21 protein-coding genes and 1 tRNA gene are annotated in these 19,436 nt (G+C 32.9%); 12 read left to right on the top strand and 10 right to left on the bottom strand.

Annotation, left to right across the window (positions count from 1 at the left end; genetic code table 11):
• Nucleotides 1–369: 369 nt before the first annotated feature.
• The 4 genes from thrS to rplT all read left to right on the top strand — a co-directional run bounded on the left by thrS (nt 370) and on the right by rplT (nt 3,629).
• A complete protein-coding gene (gene thrS / locus EV196_RS19630) occupies nt 370–2,304 on the top strand; it encodes a threonine--tRNA ligase (RefSeq protein WP_132219488.1) in 1,935 nt (644 codons plus the stop codon).
• Between the two features lie 28 nt (nt 2,305–2,332).
• Nucleotides 2,333–2,881, top strand: coding sequence for a translation initiation factor IF-3 (infC, locus tag EV196_RS19625; RefSeq protein ID WP_207902883.1), 549 nt, complete (start codon nt 2,333–2,335; stop codon nt 2,879–2,881).
• Nucleotides 2,882–2,946: 65 nt separating this feature from the next.
• The gene (gene rpmI, locus EV196_RS19620) at nt 2,947–3,144 is read left to right on the top strand and encodes a 50S ribosomal protein L35 (RefSeq protein WP_132219486.1); all 198 of its coding nucleotides are present in this window, start codon (nt 2,947–2,949) and stop codon (nt 3,142–3,144) included.
• A gap of 140 nt (nt 3,145–3,284) precedes the next feature.
• Complete coding sequence (gene rplT, locus EV196_RS19615) at nt 3,285–3,629, top strand: 50S ribosomal protein L20 (RefSeq protein WP_132219485.1); 345 nt, start codon at nt 3,285–3,287, stop codon at nt 3,627–3,629.
• A gap of 82 nt (nt 3,630–3,711) precedes the next feature.
• Here the strand turns inward: rplT and EV196_RS19610 are convergent, their stop codons facing one another.
• Nucleotides 3,712–4,134: a secondary thiamine-phosphate synthase enzyme YjbQ gene (locus EV196_RS19610; RefSeq protein ID WP_132219484.1), complete on the bottom strand. Its 423-nt coding sequence runs from the start codon at nt 4,132–4,134 to the stop codon at nt 3,712–3,714.
• A 123-nt stretch (nt 4,135–4,257) separates the two neighbouring features.
• Here EV196_RS19610 and EV196_RS19605 point away from each other — a divergent pair, with 123 nt between their 5' ends.
• Nucleotides 4,258–4,713 carry a hypothetical protein gene (locus EV196_RS19605; RefSeq protein ID WP_132219483.1) on the top strand — a complete coding sequence of 152 codons (456 nt, stop codon included), beginning with the start codon at nt 4,258–4,260 and terminating at the stop codon, nt 4,711–4,713.
• Nucleotides 4,714–4,832: 119 nt separating this feature from the next.
• Here EV196_RS19605 and EV196_RS19600 read toward each other — a convergent pair whose 3' ends face one another.
• The 6 genes from EV196_RS19600 to tgt form a co-directional block, all read right to left on the bottom strand.
• Nucleotides 4,833–6,017, bottom strand: a complete 1,185-nt coding sequence (locus EV196_RS19600) for an asparagine synthetase B (protein WP_132219489.1) — start codon at nt 6,015–6,017, stop codon at nt 4,833–4,835.
• 201 nt (nt 6,018–6,218) lie between these two features.
• Nucleotides 6,219–7,760: a replicative DNA helicase gene (gene dnaB, locus EV196_RS19595; RefSeq protein WP_132219482.1), complete on the bottom strand. Its 1,542-nt coding sequence runs from the start codon at nt 7,758–7,760 to the stop codon at nt 6,219–6,221.
• Nucleotides 7,761–7,928: 168 nt separating this feature from the next.
• A complete protein-coding gene (locus tag EV196_RS19590) occupies nt 7,929–8,882 on the bottom strand; it encodes an acetyl-CoA carboxylase carboxyltransferase subunit alpha (RefSeq protein ID WP_132219481.1) in 954 nt (317 codons plus the stop codon).
• Between the two features lie 159 nt (nt 8,883–9,041).
• Entirely contained in the window at nt 9,042–9,938 is an 897-nt protein-coding gene (locus tag EV196_RS19585; RefSeq protein WP_132219480.1) for a DMT family transporter, read from the bottom strand.
• The gene (locus tag EV196_RS19580; protein WP_132219479.1) at nt 9,925–11,007 is read right to left on the bottom strand and encodes an LptF/LptG family permease; all 1,083 of its coding nucleotides are present in this window, start codon (nt 11,005–11,007) and stop codon (nt 9,925–9,927) included. The genes EV196_RS19585 and EV196_RS19580 overlap by 14 nt, the downstream gene beginning before the upstream one ends.
• A gap of 65 nt (nt 11,008–11,072) precedes the next feature.
• The gene (gene tgt, locus EV196_RS19575; protein ID WP_132219478.1) at nt 11,073–12,203 is read right to left on the bottom strand and encodes a tRNA guanosine(34) transglycosylase Tgt; all 1,131 of its coding nucleotides are present in this window, start codon (nt 12,201–12,203) and stop codon (nt 11,073–11,075) included.
• A 294-nt stretch (nt 12,204–12,497) separates the two neighbouring features.
• Between tgt and EV196_RS19570 the strand changes: the two genes are divergently transcribed.
• On the top strand, nt 12,498–13,112 hold the full coding sequence (locus tag EV196_RS19570; protein ID WP_132219477.1) for an outer membrane beta-barrel protein: 615 nt from the start codon (nt 12,498–12,500) through the stop codon (nt 13,110–13,112).
• Between the two features lie 62 nt (nt 13,113–13,174).
• Here the strand turns inward: EV196_RS19570 and EV196_RS19565 are convergent, their stop codons facing one another.
• Nucleotides 13,175–14,179 (bottom strand): FKBP-type peptidyl-prolyl cis-trans isomerase, encoded by a 1,005-nt coding sequence (locus EV196_RS19565; RefSeq protein ID WP_132219476.1) that lies wholly within the window; start codon nt 14,177–14,179, stop codon nt 13,175–13,177.
• 170 nt (nt 14,180–14,349) lie between these two features.
• Here EV196_RS19565 and EV196_RS19560 point away from each other — a divergent pair, with 170 nt between their 5' ends.
• Together EV196_RS19560 and EV196_RS19555 are read left to right on the top strand one after the other, a co-directional pair.
• Nucleotides 14,350–14,727: an RNA-binding S4 domain-containing protein gene (locus tag EV196_RS19560; protein WP_132219475.1), complete on the top strand. Its 378-nt coding sequence runs from the start codon at nt 14,350–14,352 to the stop codon at nt 14,725–14,727.
• Between the two features lie 145 nt (nt 14,728–14,872).
• Complete coding sequence (locus EV196_RS19555; RefSeq protein ID WP_132219474.1) at nt 14,873–15,367, top strand: phosphoribosyltransferase family protein; 495 nt, start codon at nt 14,873–14,875, stop codon at nt 15,365–15,367.
• On the opposite strand, the gene EV196_RS19550 is transcribed toward EV196_RS19555, so the two are convergent.
• The gene (locus EV196_RS19550) at nt 15,359–15,880 is read right to left on the bottom strand and encodes a shikimate kinase (RefSeq protein ID WP_132219473.1); all 522 of its coding nucleotides are present in this window, start codon (nt 15,878–15,880) and stop codon (nt 15,359–15,361) included. The genes EV196_RS19555 and EV196_RS19550 overlap by 9 nt on opposite strands.
• Before the next feature lie 147 nt (nt 15,881–16,027).
• On the opposite strand from EV196_RS19550, the gene EV196_RS19545 reads away from it, so the two are divergent.
• The 3 genes from EV196_RS19545 (at nt 16,028) to EV196_RS19530 (ending at nt 18,538) form a co-directional block, all read left to right on the top strand.
• Nucleotides 16,028–16,100: transfer RNA gene (locus tag EV196_RS19545), tRNA-Lys, on the top strand.
• Between the two features lie 238 nt (nt 16,101–16,338).
• Complete coding sequence (locus EV196_RS19540) at nt 16,339–17,583, top strand: site-specific integrase (protein WP_132219472.1); 1,245 nt, start codon at nt 16,339–16,341, stop codon at nt 17,581–17,583.
• Between the two features lie 682 nt (nt 17,584–18,265).
• Entirely contained in the window at nt 18,266–18,538 is a 273-nt protein-coding gene (locus EV196_RS19530) for a hypothetical protein (RefSeq protein WP_132219471.1), read from the top strand.
• On the opposite strand, the gene EV196_RS19525 is transcribed toward EV196_RS19530, so the two are convergent.
• Nucleotides 18,522–18,752 carry a hypothetical protein gene (locus tag EV196_RS19525; RefSeq protein ID WP_132219470.1) on the bottom strand — a complete coding sequence of 77 codons (231 nt, stop codon included), beginning with the start codon at nt 18,750–18,752 and terminating at the stop codon, nt 18,522–18,524. The two genes, EV196_RS19530 and EV196_RS19525, sit on opposite strands and share 17 nt — an antisense overlap.
• Before the next feature lie 129 nt (nt 18,753–18,881).
• On the opposite strand from EV196_RS19525, the gene EV196_RS20005 reads away from it, so the two are divergent.
• Nucleotides 18,882–19,034 carry a hypothetical protein gene (locus tag EV196_RS20005; RefSeq protein WP_165876214.1) on the top strand — a complete coding sequence of 51 codons (153 nt, stop codon included), beginning with the start codon at nt 18,882–18,884 and terminating at the stop codon, nt 19,032–19,034.
• The last annotated feature ends 402 nt before the right edge of the window (nt 19,035–19,436 follow it).

Here is a 19,436-nt window from a genome sequence, read left to right as displayed (position 1 = left end):
TGACGGGGTTTTGGTGATGCAACTTGGGTGGGTTGGGCGCGGAAAATGGAGGCGGATCGTTTGCTTTGGGGCAACAAAAATAGTTTGTGGGCTGTTTTTTTGTTTATACCGTATGTAATGGACCTTGAAAAAACGGGGTGCCCTCTCCACTTATATAGTGCACTTTGTTGACGAGCGCGTTAGGGATAGCAGTGGAAAGCCCACAGCGAACCGCGCATAAGCGCGGGAGCGAGGACTTGGAACGCATAGCCCGACCCCGATTTTTTTCGGGGAAACGCCAAAATGAATTTTATAAAAATTATACCTATATATATATTGTATGTATTTGTTTATACTACTATCTTTGCAGCCTGAATTAAAATTATATTAATGATACATATTACATTACCCGATGGTAGCGTGAAAACGTTTGAAGAAAACGTGACACCAATGGACGTTGCGAAAAGCATTAGTGAAGGATTTGCTAGAAACGTAATTTCGGCAAATTTTAATGGTACAACTGTGGAAACGGAAACGGTATTGACGACGGATGGCTCGCTAGTTTTATATACTTGGAATGATACAGAGGGTAAAACGGCTTTTTGGCATTCATCTGCACACGTTTTGGCACAGGCCGTTGAAGAATTGTACCCTGGTGTGAAGCTTACTATTGGTCCTGCTATTGAAAATGGGTTTTATTATGATGTAGATTTTGGTGATATAAGCATTTCGGAAAAAGACTTTAAAGTAATTGAGGATAAAATGCTAGAAATTGCTAGAGGTAAACATGAGTTTAAAATGCGTTCGGCAACAAAAGCAGAGGCTTTACGACTATATAAAGGTAATGAGTTTAAAACGGAGCTTATTGAAAACTTAGAAGATGGTACGATTACTTTTTGCGACCATTCGACTTTTACCGATTTGTGCCGTGGTGGACATATACCAAATACTGGTATTATAAAAGCTGCAAAAGTACTGAGTGTTGCTGGTGCTTATTGGAGAGGAAATGAAAATAATCCGCAATTAACACGTATATATGGTATATCGTTTCCTAAACAAAAGGAACTTACTGAATATTTAGAGTTACTAGAAGAAGCAAAAAAACGTGACCATAGAAAACTTGGTAAAGAATTAGAATTATTTACCTTTTCGCAAAAAGTGGGTGCAGGTTTACCTTTATGGTTACCTAAAGGTGCCGCTTTACGCGAACGCTTGGAAAACTTTTTGAAAGCCGCACAAAAGAAAGCTGGATATGAAATGGTGATAACACCTCATATTGGACAAAAAGAATTATATGTTACTTCTGGGCATTACGCAAAATATGGTGCCGATAGCTTTCAGCCTATAAGTACTCCAAAAGAAGGTGAAGAGTTTTTATTAAAACCTATGAACTGCCCGCATCACTGTGAAATTTATAACAACAGCCAATGGAGTTATAAAGATTTACCTATTCGTTATGCTGAATTTGGTACCGTTTATAGATACGAACAGAGTGGTGAATTACACGGGTTAACTCGTGTTAGAGGCTTTACTCAAGATGATGCTCACTTATTTTGTACACCAGAACAATTGGATACTGAGTTTAAAAATGTGATTGACCTAGTACTTTATGTATTCGGATCGTTAGGTTTTGAAAACTTTACAGCGCAAGTATCCTTAAGAGATCCTGAAAATCCGGATAAATACATAGGCAGCCTTGAAAATTGGGAAAAAGCTGAAAATGCTATTATGAGTGCTACGATTGATAAAGGTTTAAACTACACTGTTAAAACTGGTGAAGCAGCATTTTATGGTCCGAAATTGGATTTTATGGTGAAGGATGCTTTAGGCAGACAATGGCAATTAGGAACTATTCAAGTAGATTATAATTTACCAGAGCGTTTCAACTTAACATATAAAGGTAGCGATAATGAATTGCACAGACCGGTGATGATTCACCGTGCTCCTTTTGGAAGCATGGAACGATTTATAGCTATTTTATTAGAGCATACAGCTGGTAATTTCCCGCTTTGGTTGATGCCAACACAGGCTATTATACTGTCAATTAGTGAGAAATATGAAAAATACGCTGAAAAAGTTTTAAATTTGCTAGAAAATGACGAAATTCGCGCCCTTGTAGACCATAGAAATGAAACCATAGGCAAGAAAATACGGGAGGCCGAAATGCAAAAACACCCGTATATGATTATTATTGGGGAGCAAGAGGAACAAGAAAACAAAATTACAGTGCGTATGCACGGTGGAGAAGATTTAGGTATGATTTCAATAAAAGACTTCTCTGAAATTATAAAAAAGGAAATAAACAAAACGTTAAAACCGTTTTAAAATAAGTTTAACTTAAAATTATACAGCCATAGCAATTAGAAGAAAATCGCAACCCGCTAAAAGGGTTTCACAAGAGGATAAACATAAAATTAACTCTAAAATTAGTTCACCCAACGTTCGCCTTGTAGGTGAAAATGTTGAAATTGGTATTTATACCAAAGGTGATGCTATGAGAATAGCAAAAGAGCAAGAATTAGATTTAGTTGAGATTTCTCCTAACGCAGACCCACCTGTTTGTAAAGTTATGGACTATAAAAAGTTTCTTTATGAACAAAAGAAACGTGATAAGGCCATAAAATCGAAAGCAACCAAAGTTATTATTAAAGAAATACGTTTTGGTCCGCAAACAGATGATCATGATTATGACTTTAAAAAGAAACATGCTGAAAAGTTCTTAAAAGAAGGCGCCAAACTAAAAGCGTTTGTATTCTTTAAAGGTCGTTCCATTGTGTTTAAAGAACAAGGTCAAATTTTATTACTAAGATTAGCTCAAGACCTCGAGGAATTTGGAAAAGTAGAGCAAATGCCACAATTGGAAGGTAAACGTATGACTATGTTTATTGCTCCAAAAAAATAGAAAAAGTTGATTAACATTCAGCATAAAAATAATTAAGCGAATTAATTAAAACCTAGGAAAAGAAAATGCCTAAAATGAAAACAAAATCTAGTGCCAAAAAACGCTTTAAGCTAACTGGTACTGGTAAGATAAAAAGAAAGCACGCATTTAAAAGTCACATCTTAACAAAGAAGTCTAAAAAACGCAAGCTCGCTCTAACGCATGATACCTTAGTAGACAAGGCGGATGAGAATAATGTTAAAATAATGTTACGTTTAAAGTAACAACTTTTTAACCGGTTAAAATAAATTATAAACCCTGGAGTTAGGCCACAAGATTAACGATTGTAGATTTTTGATTTGCGATTTATAAAACAACAAAGTGTCGATTATCGACCGCCTACTACAAAAAAACAATTAAAATTATGCCAAGATCAGTAAATTCTGTAGCAAAAAGAGCCCGTAGAAAAAAGGTTCTAAAACAAGCAAAAGGCTTTTTCGGACGTCGTAAAAACGTTTGGACAGTAGCAAAAAATGCGGTTGACAAAGCGATGTTATATTCGTACAGAGACCGTAGAAACAAAAAGAGAACATTCCGTGGATTATGGATAGCGCGTATTAACGCAGGAGCTAGAATACATGGATTATCTTATTCTCAATTTATGGGAAAATTAAAAGCTAATGATATTGAATTAAACCGTAAGGTTTTAGCAGATTTAGCGATGAACAACCCTGAGGCTTTTAAAGCCGTAATCGAGAAAGTAAAATAAGGCGTTTTCGCCTATTGTAAAACATATTATATTCGCTTAATATATTAAAAATCCGATTCAAACGAATCGGATTTTTTTTGCTTTATACCCCAAAAGCAGTAATAACTAACTGCCTTGAACCTCCATAATTTCTATGTTCACAAAGATAAATTCCTTGCCAAATTCCTAAATTTAATTTACCACTGGTAATTGGTATTTGTATTGAAGATCCCAATAATGATGCTTTAATATGCGCTGGCATATCATCAGAACCTTCATAAGTATGTTTGTAATACGGTGCATTTTCAGGAACCATCTTATTAAAATGACTTTCAAAATCTTCTCTAACTGTAAAATCGGCATTTTCATTAATAGTTAAACTTGCAGATGTATGCTTAATAAATACCTGTAATTGCCCTATTTTTATTTGTCTTATTTCAGGAATTGCCTCTTCAACTGCGTCTGTAATTAAATGAAAACCTCTTGAATAAGGTTTCAGTTTTATCTGTTTTTGAAAAAAATTCATTTTAATATTTATAATTTACAGTTATAAAAGTATGAAAGAAATATGTTTTTTTGGTTTTGTCACGCAACCATTTAAGAATTTTATCATCTACAACATAACAACCCAAATTAAAAAAAACGAAAAATGAAGTATTCCATTATAATAGCATTTTTAAGCTTTGCAACATTAACCAATTGTTCTCTTGAAGGTGATAACGAAATTAAAGACCAAGTTTATAAAACCTATTGGCATCTTACAAATGTTAGTGGTGGTATAGCAGGCGTTGACAATGATTTTAATTTAAATGAAATTATTTGGACATTTAATGAAGATACAGACCAATTAAAAATTAACAACACAAATACAGCAGAAATAGAAGATGGGCTTGATACAGGAACATATACGTACTCTGTTACCATAGTTGAAGTTGAAGGTGAAGATGATAAGTCGTTTCTTGTGATAGATTCTAATGAATTTGGTAAATTCACATTTAACGAAACCGAATTAGTAATAGACCAAAATATAACTACAACCGGTACTGGAGCAGATGGGTTTATTTATATTTTTAAACGTGTGGTTATTATTGAAGATGTAGAATAAACTATCTCAGGGCAAGCCCACTAGGTTTTAAATTCCAAAAAAAAAAGGAAATTCCAAATTCCATAAATGAAGACGAGGCAAGCCTCGGGGTATTAAACCCTAAAAAATCAAATGAAAAATCAAGTTTTCTGCTTTTTCTTTCTAGCGGCAGGAAATAATACGTTGTTTAAAATTAACCTGTATCCTGGAGATGTTGGGTGCAAATCGAGTTCTGTTTTGGCATCTCCTACCCTATGTTGATAGTCTTCAGGATCATGACCACCATAGAAAGTAAAAAAACCTTTTCCTTTTATACCGTGAATATATTTCGCTTCGCCATTAGATTTTGTTTCACCCATTACCAACACATTCGATTTTATTTCATCTCTGGTAAATGCCGTAGTTTGTCCCATAAAACCTTTAACCAACGCCGTATGATTTTGGCATAACATGGTTGGAATGGGATCCCATTTAGCTGAAAACTCCATTAATGAAAAATAATCAGAAGTTTTAGAAACGAATCTTTTTTGAGTCATATCAATAGATGAAAACTCATAAACATTGGGGCTACGTTCTAAAGTGTAATTTGTAAAGGCAAAGGTTTTATTGTAGTCAATTTTATTTTGATAACCAGAATCGGTTCCATCTCCATCAAACATGGGTTCGCAAATATCGATACCTTCGGCAGATAAAGCAATATCAAAACTATCGGCAGCACTACACATGGCAAACATAAAACCGCCACCAATAACATAATCTCTAATTTTTAAAGCAACTGCTAATTTTTCTTCTGAAACTTTATCATAGCCTAATTTTGTAGCCAAGGCTTCAGCCTCTTTTTTCTCTTCAATATACCACGATGCTGCTTTGTAAGCCCCATAAAATTTTCCGTACTGTCCTGTAAAATCTTCATGATGTAAATGCAACCAATCGAATGCTAAAAGACCATCGTTTAGTACTTCTTCATCATAAACGGTTTCATAAGGTATTTCAGCATATTTTAAAACCATGGTTACAGCATCGTCCCATGGCAATTTTCCTTTAGGGGTGTACACTGCGATTTTAGGTGCTTTTTCTAGCACCACCGCTTCCATATTTTGGCTAGGACTACTTATATCTTCTAAAATACTTTCGGTTTTGGAATCGGAAAGTACTTCAAACGAAATACCTCGAATTTGACATTCCTGTTGAATTTCTTGTGTATCGGGTAACAAAAAAGACCCACCACGAAAATTAAGCAACCATTTAACTTTTTGTTCTTTATTTAAAACCCAATAAGTTAATCCGTATGCTTTTAAGTGATTTTTTTGACTATCTACATCCATAGGAATGAGAATGTAGGATGCGTAGGTTTTTAAACCGATAACTATAAAAAATAGTGTAAAAAATATCTTTTTCAAAATTTGTGGCTAAACTTAATGTGATTTCTCAGTCGTTCCTCCATCGAAATGACTAAGCACACATATTTACGTTGAAAGATACTTAAAATTTCTTCTTTCTAAAATTAGTTTAACAGAAGATTAGATTTAAAACGGTACGTCGTTATCATCATCGTCGTTAAACGAACTACCAAATGCTTGGTCTGGACTGGCTTTAAAGTTATCCGTTTTAAACGTATCATCATTTGAAGCTGCATTCATTTTAGAATGGAACTCGAACGGCGAATCGAAATCATCTAAATTATCGAACTTACCTAAGTGCCCAATAAATTTCAAACGAATGTTTTCTAAACCACCATTACGGTGTTTGGCGACAATAAACTCTCCTTGACCTTCAGTTGGTGAACGTTCTTCATCATCCCATTCGTCAATTTTGTAGTATTCAGGTCTATAAATAAAACTTACAATATCCGCATCTTGCTCAATCGCACCCGATTCACGTAAATCTGAAAGTAGCGGGCGTTTACTACCCCCACGCGTTTCAACCGCACGCGATAATTGCGAAAGCGCTATTACCGGAACATTAAGTTCTTTTGCCAATGCTTTAAGGTTTCTGGAAATCATCGAAATTTCCTGTTCACGGTTTCCTCCATGGTTACTTCCACCCGTCATTAACTGTAAATAATCAATCATGATAAGTTTAATACCATGTTGTGATGATAATCGACGCGCTTTTGCACGTAAATCGAAAATAGAAAGTGATGGGGTATCATCAATAAAAAGCGGTGCTTTTTCAAGACCTTTTACCTTCACGTTTAGTTGTTCCCACTCGTGCTTTTCTAATTTTCCTGTTCTTAATTTTTCAGAAGACAAGCCTGTTTCACTAGAAATTAAACGGGTAATTAACTGTACCGAAGCCATCTCTAACGAGAAAAACGCTACGGGTATATTTTGATCTACCGCAATATTTCGTGCCATAGACAAGGTTAATGCTGTTTTACCCATACCAGGACGGGCAGCGATAATAATTAAATCGGATGGTTGCCAACCCGAGGTTAATTTATCCAATTTATTAAACCCTGTTGGAATACCACTAAGTCCTTCTTTGTTTGAAATTTCCTCAATTTTCTTTTTAGCTTGAATTACTAAATCTTGAGCAGTTTCACTCGATTTTTTAATATTTCCTTGGGTAACTTCGTATAATTTTGATTCGGCTTGGTCTAATAAATCGAAAACATCTTTAGTTTCATCATAAGAAGCTTCAATAATTTCACTTGAAATTTTAATTAAACTTCGCTGAATAAATTTTTGTAAAATGATACGTGCATGAAACTCAATATGTGCCGAAGAAGACACCTTTTGGGTTAAGGAAATAAGGTAAAAATCGCCACCAGCGAGTTCTAACTTAGCATTCTTCTTTAGCTGTGTTGAAACGGTTAATAAGTCGACAGGTTCGCTATTTTCAAACAACTGAAAGATAGCGCTAAATATGTGTTGATGCGCTTCTTTATAAAAAGCATCTGGACTTAAAATATCGATAACTTCATCTACACCTTTCTTATCGATCATCATCGCACCAAGTACAACTTCTTCTAAATCAAGTGCTTGAGGCGGTATTTTACCCTTCTCAAGACTAATCAATGTACTCTTGTCAACTTTAAATCCTCTTATTTGGTCGGGTTGCTTCATAACTGCGAAAGTAACTAAAAAGAACGTTTTTTAATTAAAAAATGATTTATGATTGTTAACTAGTCGTTAACAATTTAACTGTTAACAACTTGTAAATATTGTGAACAACACAAAAAAAAATCTGAAGCATGAAGCCTCAGATTTTGTGATGTTATGTTATTAAACGTATTAGCCTTTAAACACACCCATTTGGCAATATTTATCCATACGTTTAGTTACTAAATCTTTTGGTGATAAGTTTTTTAGATCTTCAAACGATTTAATAATGGCACTGCTAACCGCTGAAAATGTTTTTTCTCTATCTCTATGTGCTCCACCTAATGGTTCTTTAATAATTTCATCAACCAGCTTTTGTTTTTTCATATCGCTAGCTGTTAATTTTAGAGCATCGGCTGCTTGTTCTTTAAACTCCCAGCTGCGCCATAAAATGGAAGAACATGATTCTGGAGAAATTACCGAATACCAAGTATTTTCAAGCATTAAAACTACATCGCCTACACCTATACCTAAAGCCCCACCTGAAGCTCCTTCACCTACAATAATGGTAATAATTGGCACTTTTAAACGAGTCATTTCTAAAATATTTCTTGCAATGGCTTCACCTTGTCCGCGTTCTTCAGCTTCCAAACCTGGAAAAGCGCCCGGAGTATCGATAAGCGTTACTACAGGAATTCCAAATTTTTCGGCAGATTTCATTAAACGCAATGCTTTTCTATACCCTTCTGGGTTTGCCATACCGAAGTTTCTGTATTGACGCGTTTTAGTATTGAAGCCTTTTTGTTGCCCAATAAACATAAAACTTTGGTCGCCAATTTTACCTAAACCACCTATCATGGCTTTATCGTCTTTAAAACTTCTATCACCGTGAAGTTCTAAAAAAGATTCACCACAAATAGCACGAATGTAATCTAAAACATAAGGTCTATCTGGATGGCGAGACATTTGTACCCGTTGCCAAGGTGTTAGGTTTTTATAAATTTCTTTTTGAGTGGCTGTTAATTTTTTCGCAATATTAGCACATGTTTCAGTAACATCTACTTCACTTTCTTCACCAATAATTTTACATTTCAGTAATTGGTCTTCAAGTTCTTTTATTGGGAGTTCAAATTCTAAATATTCCATGAGAATTTAATTTTGGCTATTAATCTTAAGTTAGTGTACAAACCTACATATTTTTTCATTTTAAATGGAAAAAAAACAAAAAATATTGGATTTCTTAAACTAAAGTACAAAAGTAAGCATTCTAAAAGAATATATAAAAACTTTAATTTTCGTATAAATTTAAGCGTACTTACGTTTTATCAATCTTATATTTTTTAGAATGGCATTTAGTAATACCGTGATAATAATTACGATAGCACCATAATAAAAAGTGCTACTCATATATTCTTTCTCTGGAAACAAAATAACTGCCATAAAAATACCATAAACAGGTTCCATATTATAACTGAGGACCACGGTGTATGGACTGATTACCTTCATAACATGTACAGCGGCAATAAATGCATAAGCGGTACAAATGGAGGCTAAAATAAATAAGTAACCATAATCTGAAAAGCTTAAAATAAAAAAATCGGATGAAAAACCTCCTCCAAAAATCGCAATGTAAATAGAAACAAATAAAACACCACTTAAAAATTCGTAAAACGAAATAACGGTAGCTGTATGCTGTTTTAAAAAACTACCATTCAACACAGCGAAAAGCGACGATAAAAACGCTGATGTAATGCCTAAAATGATTCCGGTTATGTATTTTATTTCGCTTCTCGTAATTATAAAAACTCCTATAATTACGATAATTCCAAATAGAATTTCGTACCAAATAATACGGCGTTTATAAATTAAAGGCTCTATTAAAGACGCAAAAAAAGCGCCACAAGAAAACATAGCTAGTGTAATAGATACATTTGAAGCATCGATAGCTCCAAAAAACGTAATCCAATGTAAGGCAATAATAACACCTGCAATAGATAGCCTTACAATAGATTTAGGATTAATTTTTATATTAACCTTGGCAATTTTAATGTAAATAAAAATTAAAATAGATGCCATTACCATTCTAAACCAAACTAAAGGAATAGCAGTAATGGTGATTAACTCTCCTAAAATAGCTGTAAAACCGGCTATAAAAACTAAGAAATGAAGATGTAAATGGTTTTTTATTTTAACGTTTAGCATTGCGCAGAAGGAAAATGGCGAGAACGCCAAAAATAACATTAGGAAACCAAACAGCTATGATGGGTGAAAAATCTGATTGCTCTGCCATAACACCAAAAATTTTATCAAAAAACACAAAAACCATCGCAATACAAATACCAACTGCCAAATTAACGCCCATACCACCACGGCGTTTTATAGAAGATACTGCCACGGCTATAATAGTTAAAATAAATACTGAAACGGGCAAACTCCATTTTCTGTACAATACCAATTTAAACCGCCCCACATTTGAGGAACCTCTCGCCTCTTCCTTTGCTATAAATTGCTTTAAATCACCATACATTTTTGTTTCAGCTGCGTATATTACAGGTATTAAATCGTCTACATCAAAAGCAAAAAGTGTGTCTTTAGTAGTAAGAATTTCTAATTCATCTTCATTTTCACCTATTGTTCTTTTAACATAATTGGATAATCTGTAGGTGGTATCTTCTTCAATATATCTAATATTATTAGCTGTAATTTTATATTTTAATTTATTCTTTTCAAAGTGTTCCAAAGTAAAATTACTTCCATTTTTGTTAGCTACATCAAAACTACTCACATAAATTATGTCGTTGTCATTAATTTGCCTAAAAACATTTTGGTCCGTTTCCTCAAAAGCTGTTTTCCCTTTTTTAAGATATTTATAGGTAAAATCATTGAAACCCTCACTCGCTTTTGGTGCTAAGAAAAGACCTAATAAAATAGATAATATCGCTACAATAGTAGCTCCATACATATAGGGACGTAAAAATCTGGAAAACGATACGCCTGAGCTTAAAAAGGCAATAATCTCTGTATTATTGGCTAATTTGGATGTAAACCAGATTACCGATAAGAATAAAAATAGTGGAAATAGAAGATGTGCAAAATAGATGGTGAAATGATAAAAGTATATCATGACCTCTCCAATTGGCACATCATTTTCTAAAATTTTACCAATTTTTTCTGCGAGATGCACCGTTATTCCAATGGGTATAAACAGTAGCAACATCATTAAAAATGTAAATAAATAGCGTTTTAATATGTACCAGTCTAGTATTTTCAATTGATGTTTGTTGTTGAGTTGTTAAGTCGTTGAGTTGAAATAAATTTAAACTTTCTGCTTTTTACTTATAATCTATTATCCATTTGTTTTACCATTTGATCTTTCCAAGTTGTAAAATCTCCTGCTAATATATGTTTTCTTGCTTCGCGAACCAACCACAAATAAAATCCTAGATTATGAATGGTAGCAATTTGTTTTCCTAACAATTCATTTACAGTAAATAAATGTCTTAAATATGCTTTGGTATATTCGGTATCTACAAAGGTAATTCCCATTGCGTCAACAGGTGAAAAATCGGCTTCCCATTTTTTGTTTTTAATATTAATAGTACCATGCGCCGTAAACAACATGCCATTTCTGGCATTTCTTGTTGGCATCACACAATCGAACATATCAATACCTAACGCTATATTTTCTAAAATATTGATAGGGGTACCAACTCCCATTAAATATCTGGGTTTATTTTCGGGTAAAATAGCGGTTACAATTTCGGTCATGGCATACATCTCTTCAGCAGGTTCACCCACTGAAAGTCCTCCAATTGCATTCCCAAAAGCACCAGCATTCGCTATATATTCGGCAGATTGTTTTCGTAAATCTTTATAGGTACTTCCTTGAACAATAGGAAAAAATGCTTGGTTATAATCGTATTTTAAAGGTGTTTTTTCTAGATGATTGATGCATCTGTCTAACCAACGATGCGTCATGTGCATGGAGCGTTTTGCATAATTATAATCGCATGGGTAAGGCGTACATTCATCAAAAGCCATAATAATATCTGCTCCAATAGTACGTTGAATTTCCATCACATTTTCTGGTGTAAACGTATGGTAACTGCCATCTATATGCGATTTAAACTTAACACCTTCTTCTTTAATTTTTCTATTTGCCGAAAGCGAATATACTTGGTAGCCACCAGAATCGGTTAAAATATTCCGATCCCAATTCATAAACTTATGAAGTCCGCCCGCTTTTTCAATAATATCCGTTTGAGGGCGTAGGTATAAATGATACGTGTTTCCTAAAATAATATCTGGATTAATATCATTTTTTAATTCGCGTTGGTGCACTCCTTTTACAGTTCCTACAGTACCAACCGGCATAAAAATAGGTGTTTCAATAGTACCATGATCGGTGGTTATCGTTCCTGCTCTTGCTTTACTTTGGGTGTCTTTCGCTTTTAATTCAAATTTCATCTAAAAATTTTATCACTTTTATAATTTGCTATAAAAAAATATAAAATAGCACTTTGGTTGGCAAAGATAATTAACTGGGAAATGATATTGATTGTAATGAAAAGAAAATAATTTGCTTTTGGCAGCGTTTTTGATTGCATGTAAACATCTTATTGAAATTATTATAGAATTTAGAGGCCAAATTTGTTTGTATTATATAAAAAACTAGAAAAATTATATAATAAATAAGGTTGATGGATTATATATTTTTGAAAATAAGATGGAAAAACCTAATTCTAATTTAAAACGAACATTATGAAACACTTAAAAAGTAAATTGAACGCTAGCAAAAAAACAGCTTTACTAGTTTTATTTTTAGTATCTACATTATCATACACTTACGCCCAATCTGGTACTGGATTTGGTTTAAAAGGCGGGTTAAATTACAATGCCAATGGTAATTACTTTGAATCTATTGGAGATAATGTACAACACCCTGATAGAAATGTTGGTTACCATGTTGGTGTATTTGGAAAAATTGGTAACCAAATTTATTTTAGACCTGAACTAGTTTACACAAGCACAAAAAGTGATTATACTGACGATACTTTTGAAATGCAAAAACTAGACGCCCCATTATTAGTAGGTGTAAAAGTATTAGGCCCGCTAAGTGTTTTTGGAGGCCCATCTATACAATACATATTAGATAGCGAATTTGGCGGTATTAATATAAATGATGTGAAAGATGAATTTTCAATTGGGCTAAATTTTGGTATTGGACTTAACTTTAATAAAGTTGGAATTGATTTAAGATACGAGCGTGGATTTAGTAAAAACGAAGCTAAATTCATAAACAGTAATATTAGTGAAAAAGATAGGTTGGATACTAGACCTGAACAGTTAATTTTAAGTTTGTCGTTATTACTATAAAAACTGTTATATAAAACAAAAACCTCGCTAATAGCGAGGTTTTTTAGTATTATACTTTTTGATTAAGTCGTTACCTTTTTAATTATATCGGTGTTGTCTAAATAATTAGGAATCCCGTTACCGTTTGAATCATCATTGGTGGGGTCGCCATCATTGTTAATGTCTTCATTAATGGTTGAAATACCATCGCCGTCATCATCTGTATCAATGTAATCTGGGGTGCCATCGCCATCGGTATCATCATCTGTAGCATCAGTTAAATCATCATAATTTACTGTGAATTGGCTATCTCTTACTCCATTAGAATTAGGTAGATCTTCAAGATATGAAGGAACACCATCACCATCATGATCGTTTTGTGACATTTGTAATAATTCAAACTTAAAAATTATTGGAGAATAGGAAACAATTCCTGTAGTTGCACTTGAAAAGTAAGCCAATCCAGAAGGCAAAAACATAATACCTACCCCTTTATTCACATAAGTAACTGTACCATCACCATTTTCAATATAACCTTCAGCAGTATTAAAATCGGGCATGACTTTATTCCAACCAGTAATAAGTCCATAAGAAGTTACTCCACCATCTCCAACTAAATCGCTATCTATTGGATGTACAGAATAATCAAAAACCACGTCATCTAAAGTAAAACCTTCGTAATTGAAACGGATTCTATCACAAAATTTAGGTGAATCACTACCACCACCTTGGTTTAATTTAAGCACATAATACTCATAGCCGGTATCTGCATAAGTGGTTGTTTTAGGCGCCCCAACAGCGGTTCTTAGTAAGGTAAATCCAACTGGTATATCTGCTACTGTCTCATCTTCTCCTAATTCCCCAATAACGATATCAGAAATACTAACATTTGTACCCAAAGAAGCTAATTCTTCAGAGTTGTAATAATGAGTGTCTAAATATTTATTCAGAGAATCCATGTCTTTAAGCTGTTGTACATCTCTATCTTCTATTTCAACTAGAACAGTAGTAGGATCATCATCTTTTTTGCAGGATACAATTCCTATAGTTAAACATAACAGATATAAGCTTAATTTTCTTAAATTCATGTCTTTATTTTATTTTTAATAGCTTGCCTGAAACAATCTTAGCATATCCTTTTATTAAAGATTTAATATCCCTTTAAGAATGTTTCAATATTCCTTATTTTTGAGCCGCAAGATACGATTTAAATATAATTTTGCATAACAACATTAACGTAGTTTTTAATATTAATTATATGCGTATAGACAAGTATTTATGGTGTGTTAGGTATTATAAAACGAGAACCCTTGCTACAACGGCTTGTAGAAAAGGGCATATTCGTGTAAACCAAGAAATAGTAAAACCTAGTCGTGAAGTTTATGCACAAGATATTATTGAGTTAAGAAAGGACCAAATTAATTACCGATTAACTGTTAATGATATTCCTGAAAGTAGAGTTGGTGCCAAATTAGTTGATATTTATAGAACCGACACTACACCTAAAGAACAGTTTGAGGCAAACGAACTTTTAAAATACTCGAAAGATTATTATAGAAAAAAAGGCGTTGGCAGACCTACTAAAAAAGACCGGAGAGATATTGATGATTTTAAGGACGATGATTCGGAAGAATAAACTACTTATATGTTGAATTCCAAAAAAAAGAAAATTCCAAATTCCAAACACAAAAACCAAAAATAAAAAAACTATTTCCTTTAAAAAAACGAAAAGAAACAGGTAAAAAAGACTAATTTTATCTTTTGAAAAAAATGCATTCGCTATGAACAATGTGATACTAAACCATGATGAGATTACCCATAAAATAAGACGTATTGCGTTTCAAATTTATGAAAACAATGTTAATGAAAAAGAGGTTGTTTTAGCTGGTATAGATAGTAACGGCTATATTTTTGCTAAAAAATTAAAAACGGTACTCCAAAAAATATCAGATATTAATCCTGTTTTATGTAAAGTGAGTATTGATAAAAAAAATCCGCATTCGCCCATAAAAACGTCTATTCCTGTTGAAGATTATGAAAACAAATCGTTAGTATTGGTTGATGATGTTTTAAATTCTGGAACCACATTAATTTATGGTGTGAAGCATTTTTTAGATGTACCATTGAAACAATTTAAAACAGCTGTATTAGTAAATAGAAACCATAAAAAATACCCTGTAAAGGCCGATTTTAAAGGAATTTCACTTTCAACCTCTTTACACGAACATGTAACCGTTGTACTTGAAGGCAAAAATTTTGAAGTTTCTTTAGAATAGTTGCAACACCAATTCCTCTACAATATCATTTGCTATTTTATTATCGGTTGTTATAGTCGCATTTGCTAAACTATAAAATTGCGAGCGTTCAAAAAGATGTTTCCCAATAAACTCAGCCAACAAATCGTCGGTTTCAATATGGGCAATTAAAGGGCGCGTACTCTTTTCATTCTTCAATCTAGTAATTAAAGTAGGTATTGATGCTTTTAAATAAATGCTTTTAGTATTATCGGCATTCAAAATGGTTTCCATATTATTACTATAACAGGGTGTACCACCTCCTAGAGACAAGACTAAATTATTTTTTGAAGCTAATAATTCTTTTAAATATTGTGTTTCTAAGGCTCTAAAATGTATTTCTCCTTTCAAGTTAAAAATATCACTTACAGCAGCATTTTCTTTTTTTTCAATAAAATCATCCAAATCTAAAAACTCATAGTTTAGTTTTTTTGCTAAAATTCTTCCCAAAGTAGACTTGCCAGAAGCCATATATCCAATTAAAATTACAACCATTTTATTTTGTTACAAATTGATTATTAAAAACATACGTTTAAGTGATGCAAAAAAACGAAAATTTCTTTTAAAAAAGGCTTGTTTTTTTAAAAATAGGTTTTATATTTGCACCCGCTAACAACAACACGATAGCACAATAAAAAAACCGACCTGGTAGCTCAGCTGGTAGAGCATTTCACTTTTAATGAAAGGGTCCTGGGTTCGAATCCCAGCCCGGTCACTAGAACACTTCTAGAATTATTCAAAAAGCCTGAAAACATAATGTTTTCAGGCTTTTTCATTTTTATTGTCTTCAATTGATATCAAATAATTCCATCTAAAAGGTGGGCTAATAGGTGCGTGTTCTGAATTTTTAAAAAGCACGCACCGAATAAGGGTTAAAATATTGATTTTTAACATATTACAATTTGTGTTTAATCAAAAATTCTGTAACTTAATCATATAAATAGATATCAATTATGAATGATAGATTTTCATTATTATTTTTTCCAAAAGGAAACAGCATAAGCAAAGACGGAAAAGTTTCCATTTATCTTAGAATTACGGTTAATGGCAAACGCAGTGAATTAAGCATTCAGCGAAAAATTGACCCCTCAAAATGGAACTCTATTGCAGGAAGAATGATTGGAAATAATGAAGAAGCCTACGGAATTAACAGATACATAAACGCCATCAGTGCCAAAATCTATAAAATCCAAGAAAAGTTCTTAATAGAAGATAAACCTTTTACTTCTTTAATGATTAAAAATACTTTCCTTAACAAAAACAGTGCAAGAAAAACACTTTTAAAAATTTTCTATGAGCATAATAACCAAATAGAAAAATTAGTTGGAAAAAATTATTCTTCGGGTTGTTTTAAACGTTATGAAAGAACATGTAACCATTTAAAGAATTATATCCAAAAAGAATATCACCTGAATGATATTTTTGTTCAGGATGTAGATTTAAAATTCATAAATGGGTTTGAGTATTTTCTAAAAACAGAGATTACTGCTAACCAAAACACAATTACTAAATACCTGACCAACTTCAAAAAAATCATAAGGATTGCATATGCAAATGATTGGATAACTAAGGATCCCTTTTTTCTTTGGAAAGCCAAATGGAAAACTGTAGAACGAGAATTTTTAAGTGAGTGGGAAGTTCAAAAAATAATAGAAAAGGACGTCAATATTTCACGCTTGGAGTTAGTGAGGGACATATTCATTTTTAGTTGTTTTACTGGATTGGCTTATTCAGATGTTAAAAAATTATCAAGTAACGATATTGTTATTGGAATGGATGGAGAGCGCTGGATAAAAACCAAAAGAACAAAAACCGATACAAGGAGCAACATTCCCATTTTACCCATAGCCGATGCCATTATAGACAAGTATAAATCCCATCCTGATATAATAAATAGTAAATGCTTAATACCCGTTTTGAGTAATCAAAAAATGAATGCTTACCTTAAGGAAATTGCCGATGTTTGTGGAATAACAAAAAATCTAACGTTTCATTTGGCTAGACACACCTTTGCAACGTCCATTACATTAAGTAATGGCGTCCCAATTGAATCGGTAAGTAAAATGCTCGGTCATAAATCATTAAAAACGACCCAGCATTATGCAAAAATATTAGACAGGAAAGTAAGTGATGATATGAAAGCTTTAAGAAAGAGACTTAAATTTAATCAACAAGATATTGGAAATACCTCAAATTAATAACTTGGTCTTTAAGGTAATTGTCCTGCTACCCTTAAGTTCTTTTAAGTCAATATATAATTTCTCATTCTCACTTAAAACAAATTTCGGAAGTACATAAACCAATCGTTTGACACTATTGTTTCCGACAGCTTCTGGCATGTCGTGCTTATAAATGACGGATCAAGACTAAATGTTGTGTTTAAGCAAAAATTGTCGTTAATCTAAAAATGACCTCTTGCTCTAAACTTTGGTAAGAAGCCTAGCGCTTTTTATTACCCTGCACTCTTGAGACATTCAAGTAATCAATTTCAAAATCTATTCCTGAATGGTTCCTAATTTCCATAACTAAAAACATGTCATCTTTGTTATAAGCTGCAAAACCGGTTAAAGCGAACCACTTAAAACAGAAATTTTTGAGCCACTTAAAAACTCATTTCAGCCTAAACTACAAACGGGTTTGCAATAATTATTGCTATGCTCACTTTTATCCGCTGAAGGTGGCTCACATTGACCGCTCTATCCACTGTGGCTAACAATGTATATAAAAAATAGGCGAAATAGCAGTAAAATCAAGGCTTTTGGCTCGTGTCAAACTCTGTGTCTAACCGAAAGTTTTGTGCTTCGTAATCGCCTACTTTTCATATACTAAACGTTACCTGCAATACGGAAACAATAAAACGTTGTGAGAAAACAATGACTTATGCAAATCGACACTCTCAGTAAAAACTCAATTGACTACACCAAAGAGCAATGGGCGGAATTACAATCTATTTTACAAACTCACCTAAATAAGATAGTATTAGAATTTGAGCAGAAACATCTAATACAGCCAATACTAAAACTAGAAGGCACATTTAACTCTAAAATAGAAGTCGACTTCTTCAACCGAGAGAAAATGACTTTTGACAAACCTCTGTCGGAATCAAAAGAAAAGTTAGAAAATTATATAGAGCACATTAAAGATAATCACTAGAAGACATAGGTAAAGACATCACTTGGTAGTCATCATCAGAACTATAAGATTTCACATTATCGTAGATAGCATTTTGACTTTTTATTGCTTTTAAGAATTTAAGATAATCAGCAAAGTTTTTTGGAACAACCCTGACAACATAATAACCTCGACTAACTAAATCCAAATGATTTTTTAATTTAATCTGTTCTTCAAGTGCTTGTTCGTAAGTCATAATATAAAATTTTAGACAAGGTAATAAAAAACAATCAGACATCTGAATTACAAGCAATACACAACTGTTACGTCTGACTGACAATCTAAATTAATAACTTCATAAAAACGAATTTTAAAACCTAAACTAATGGACAAAGAAAACTACAGTGCTTTATTAAACAATATATCAAAACAGTTAAACGGACTTTGTTATCAAACTGCTATTGTATTGCTAGACGAACTAAAAGCTAATCTTCCTGGTCGTGCAATAGTTCAGCAAGCTCCTGAAAAGACTCGTTGACTTGGATACTATTACCATCAGAAAAACGTATAGTGCGTCTTGGAGATGTGTCAGTAATAAACGTAACTTGTCTGGAATTAATAATATTCTTGGTTTCGCCACAATTAACTATTATAAACATAGATAGGTAGATTAAAAACCTAAACTACGGATTTAAAATGACAACGGACAAAAAAAAGTACAGCAGGTAACACCGTGTATAAGCAATAAAGGAGTAAGCACCTGCCGCAAAAAAAAGTGCATAAAAAATTAATTATTAACCCAAATGGTCAGTGAAATCAACCCCTTTCCTGCCCATACACAACAACGTTAGGCAACATTTGAGAAAATCCGTTGCAAATTAAAATATTTTACTTATCTTTGACGTTAGTAACGTAAAACGAAATTATGATTATTTCCTTT

Source organism: Mariniflexile fucanivorans, assembly GCF_004341235.1.
Classification (GTDB): Bacteria; Bacteroidota; Bacteroidia; order Flavobacteriales; family Flavobacteriaceae; genus Mariniflexile; species Mariniflexile fucanivorans.
The sequence above is the reverse complement of the archived record's forward strand: the minus strand, read 5'-3'. Positions and strand labels throughout refer to the sequence as shown.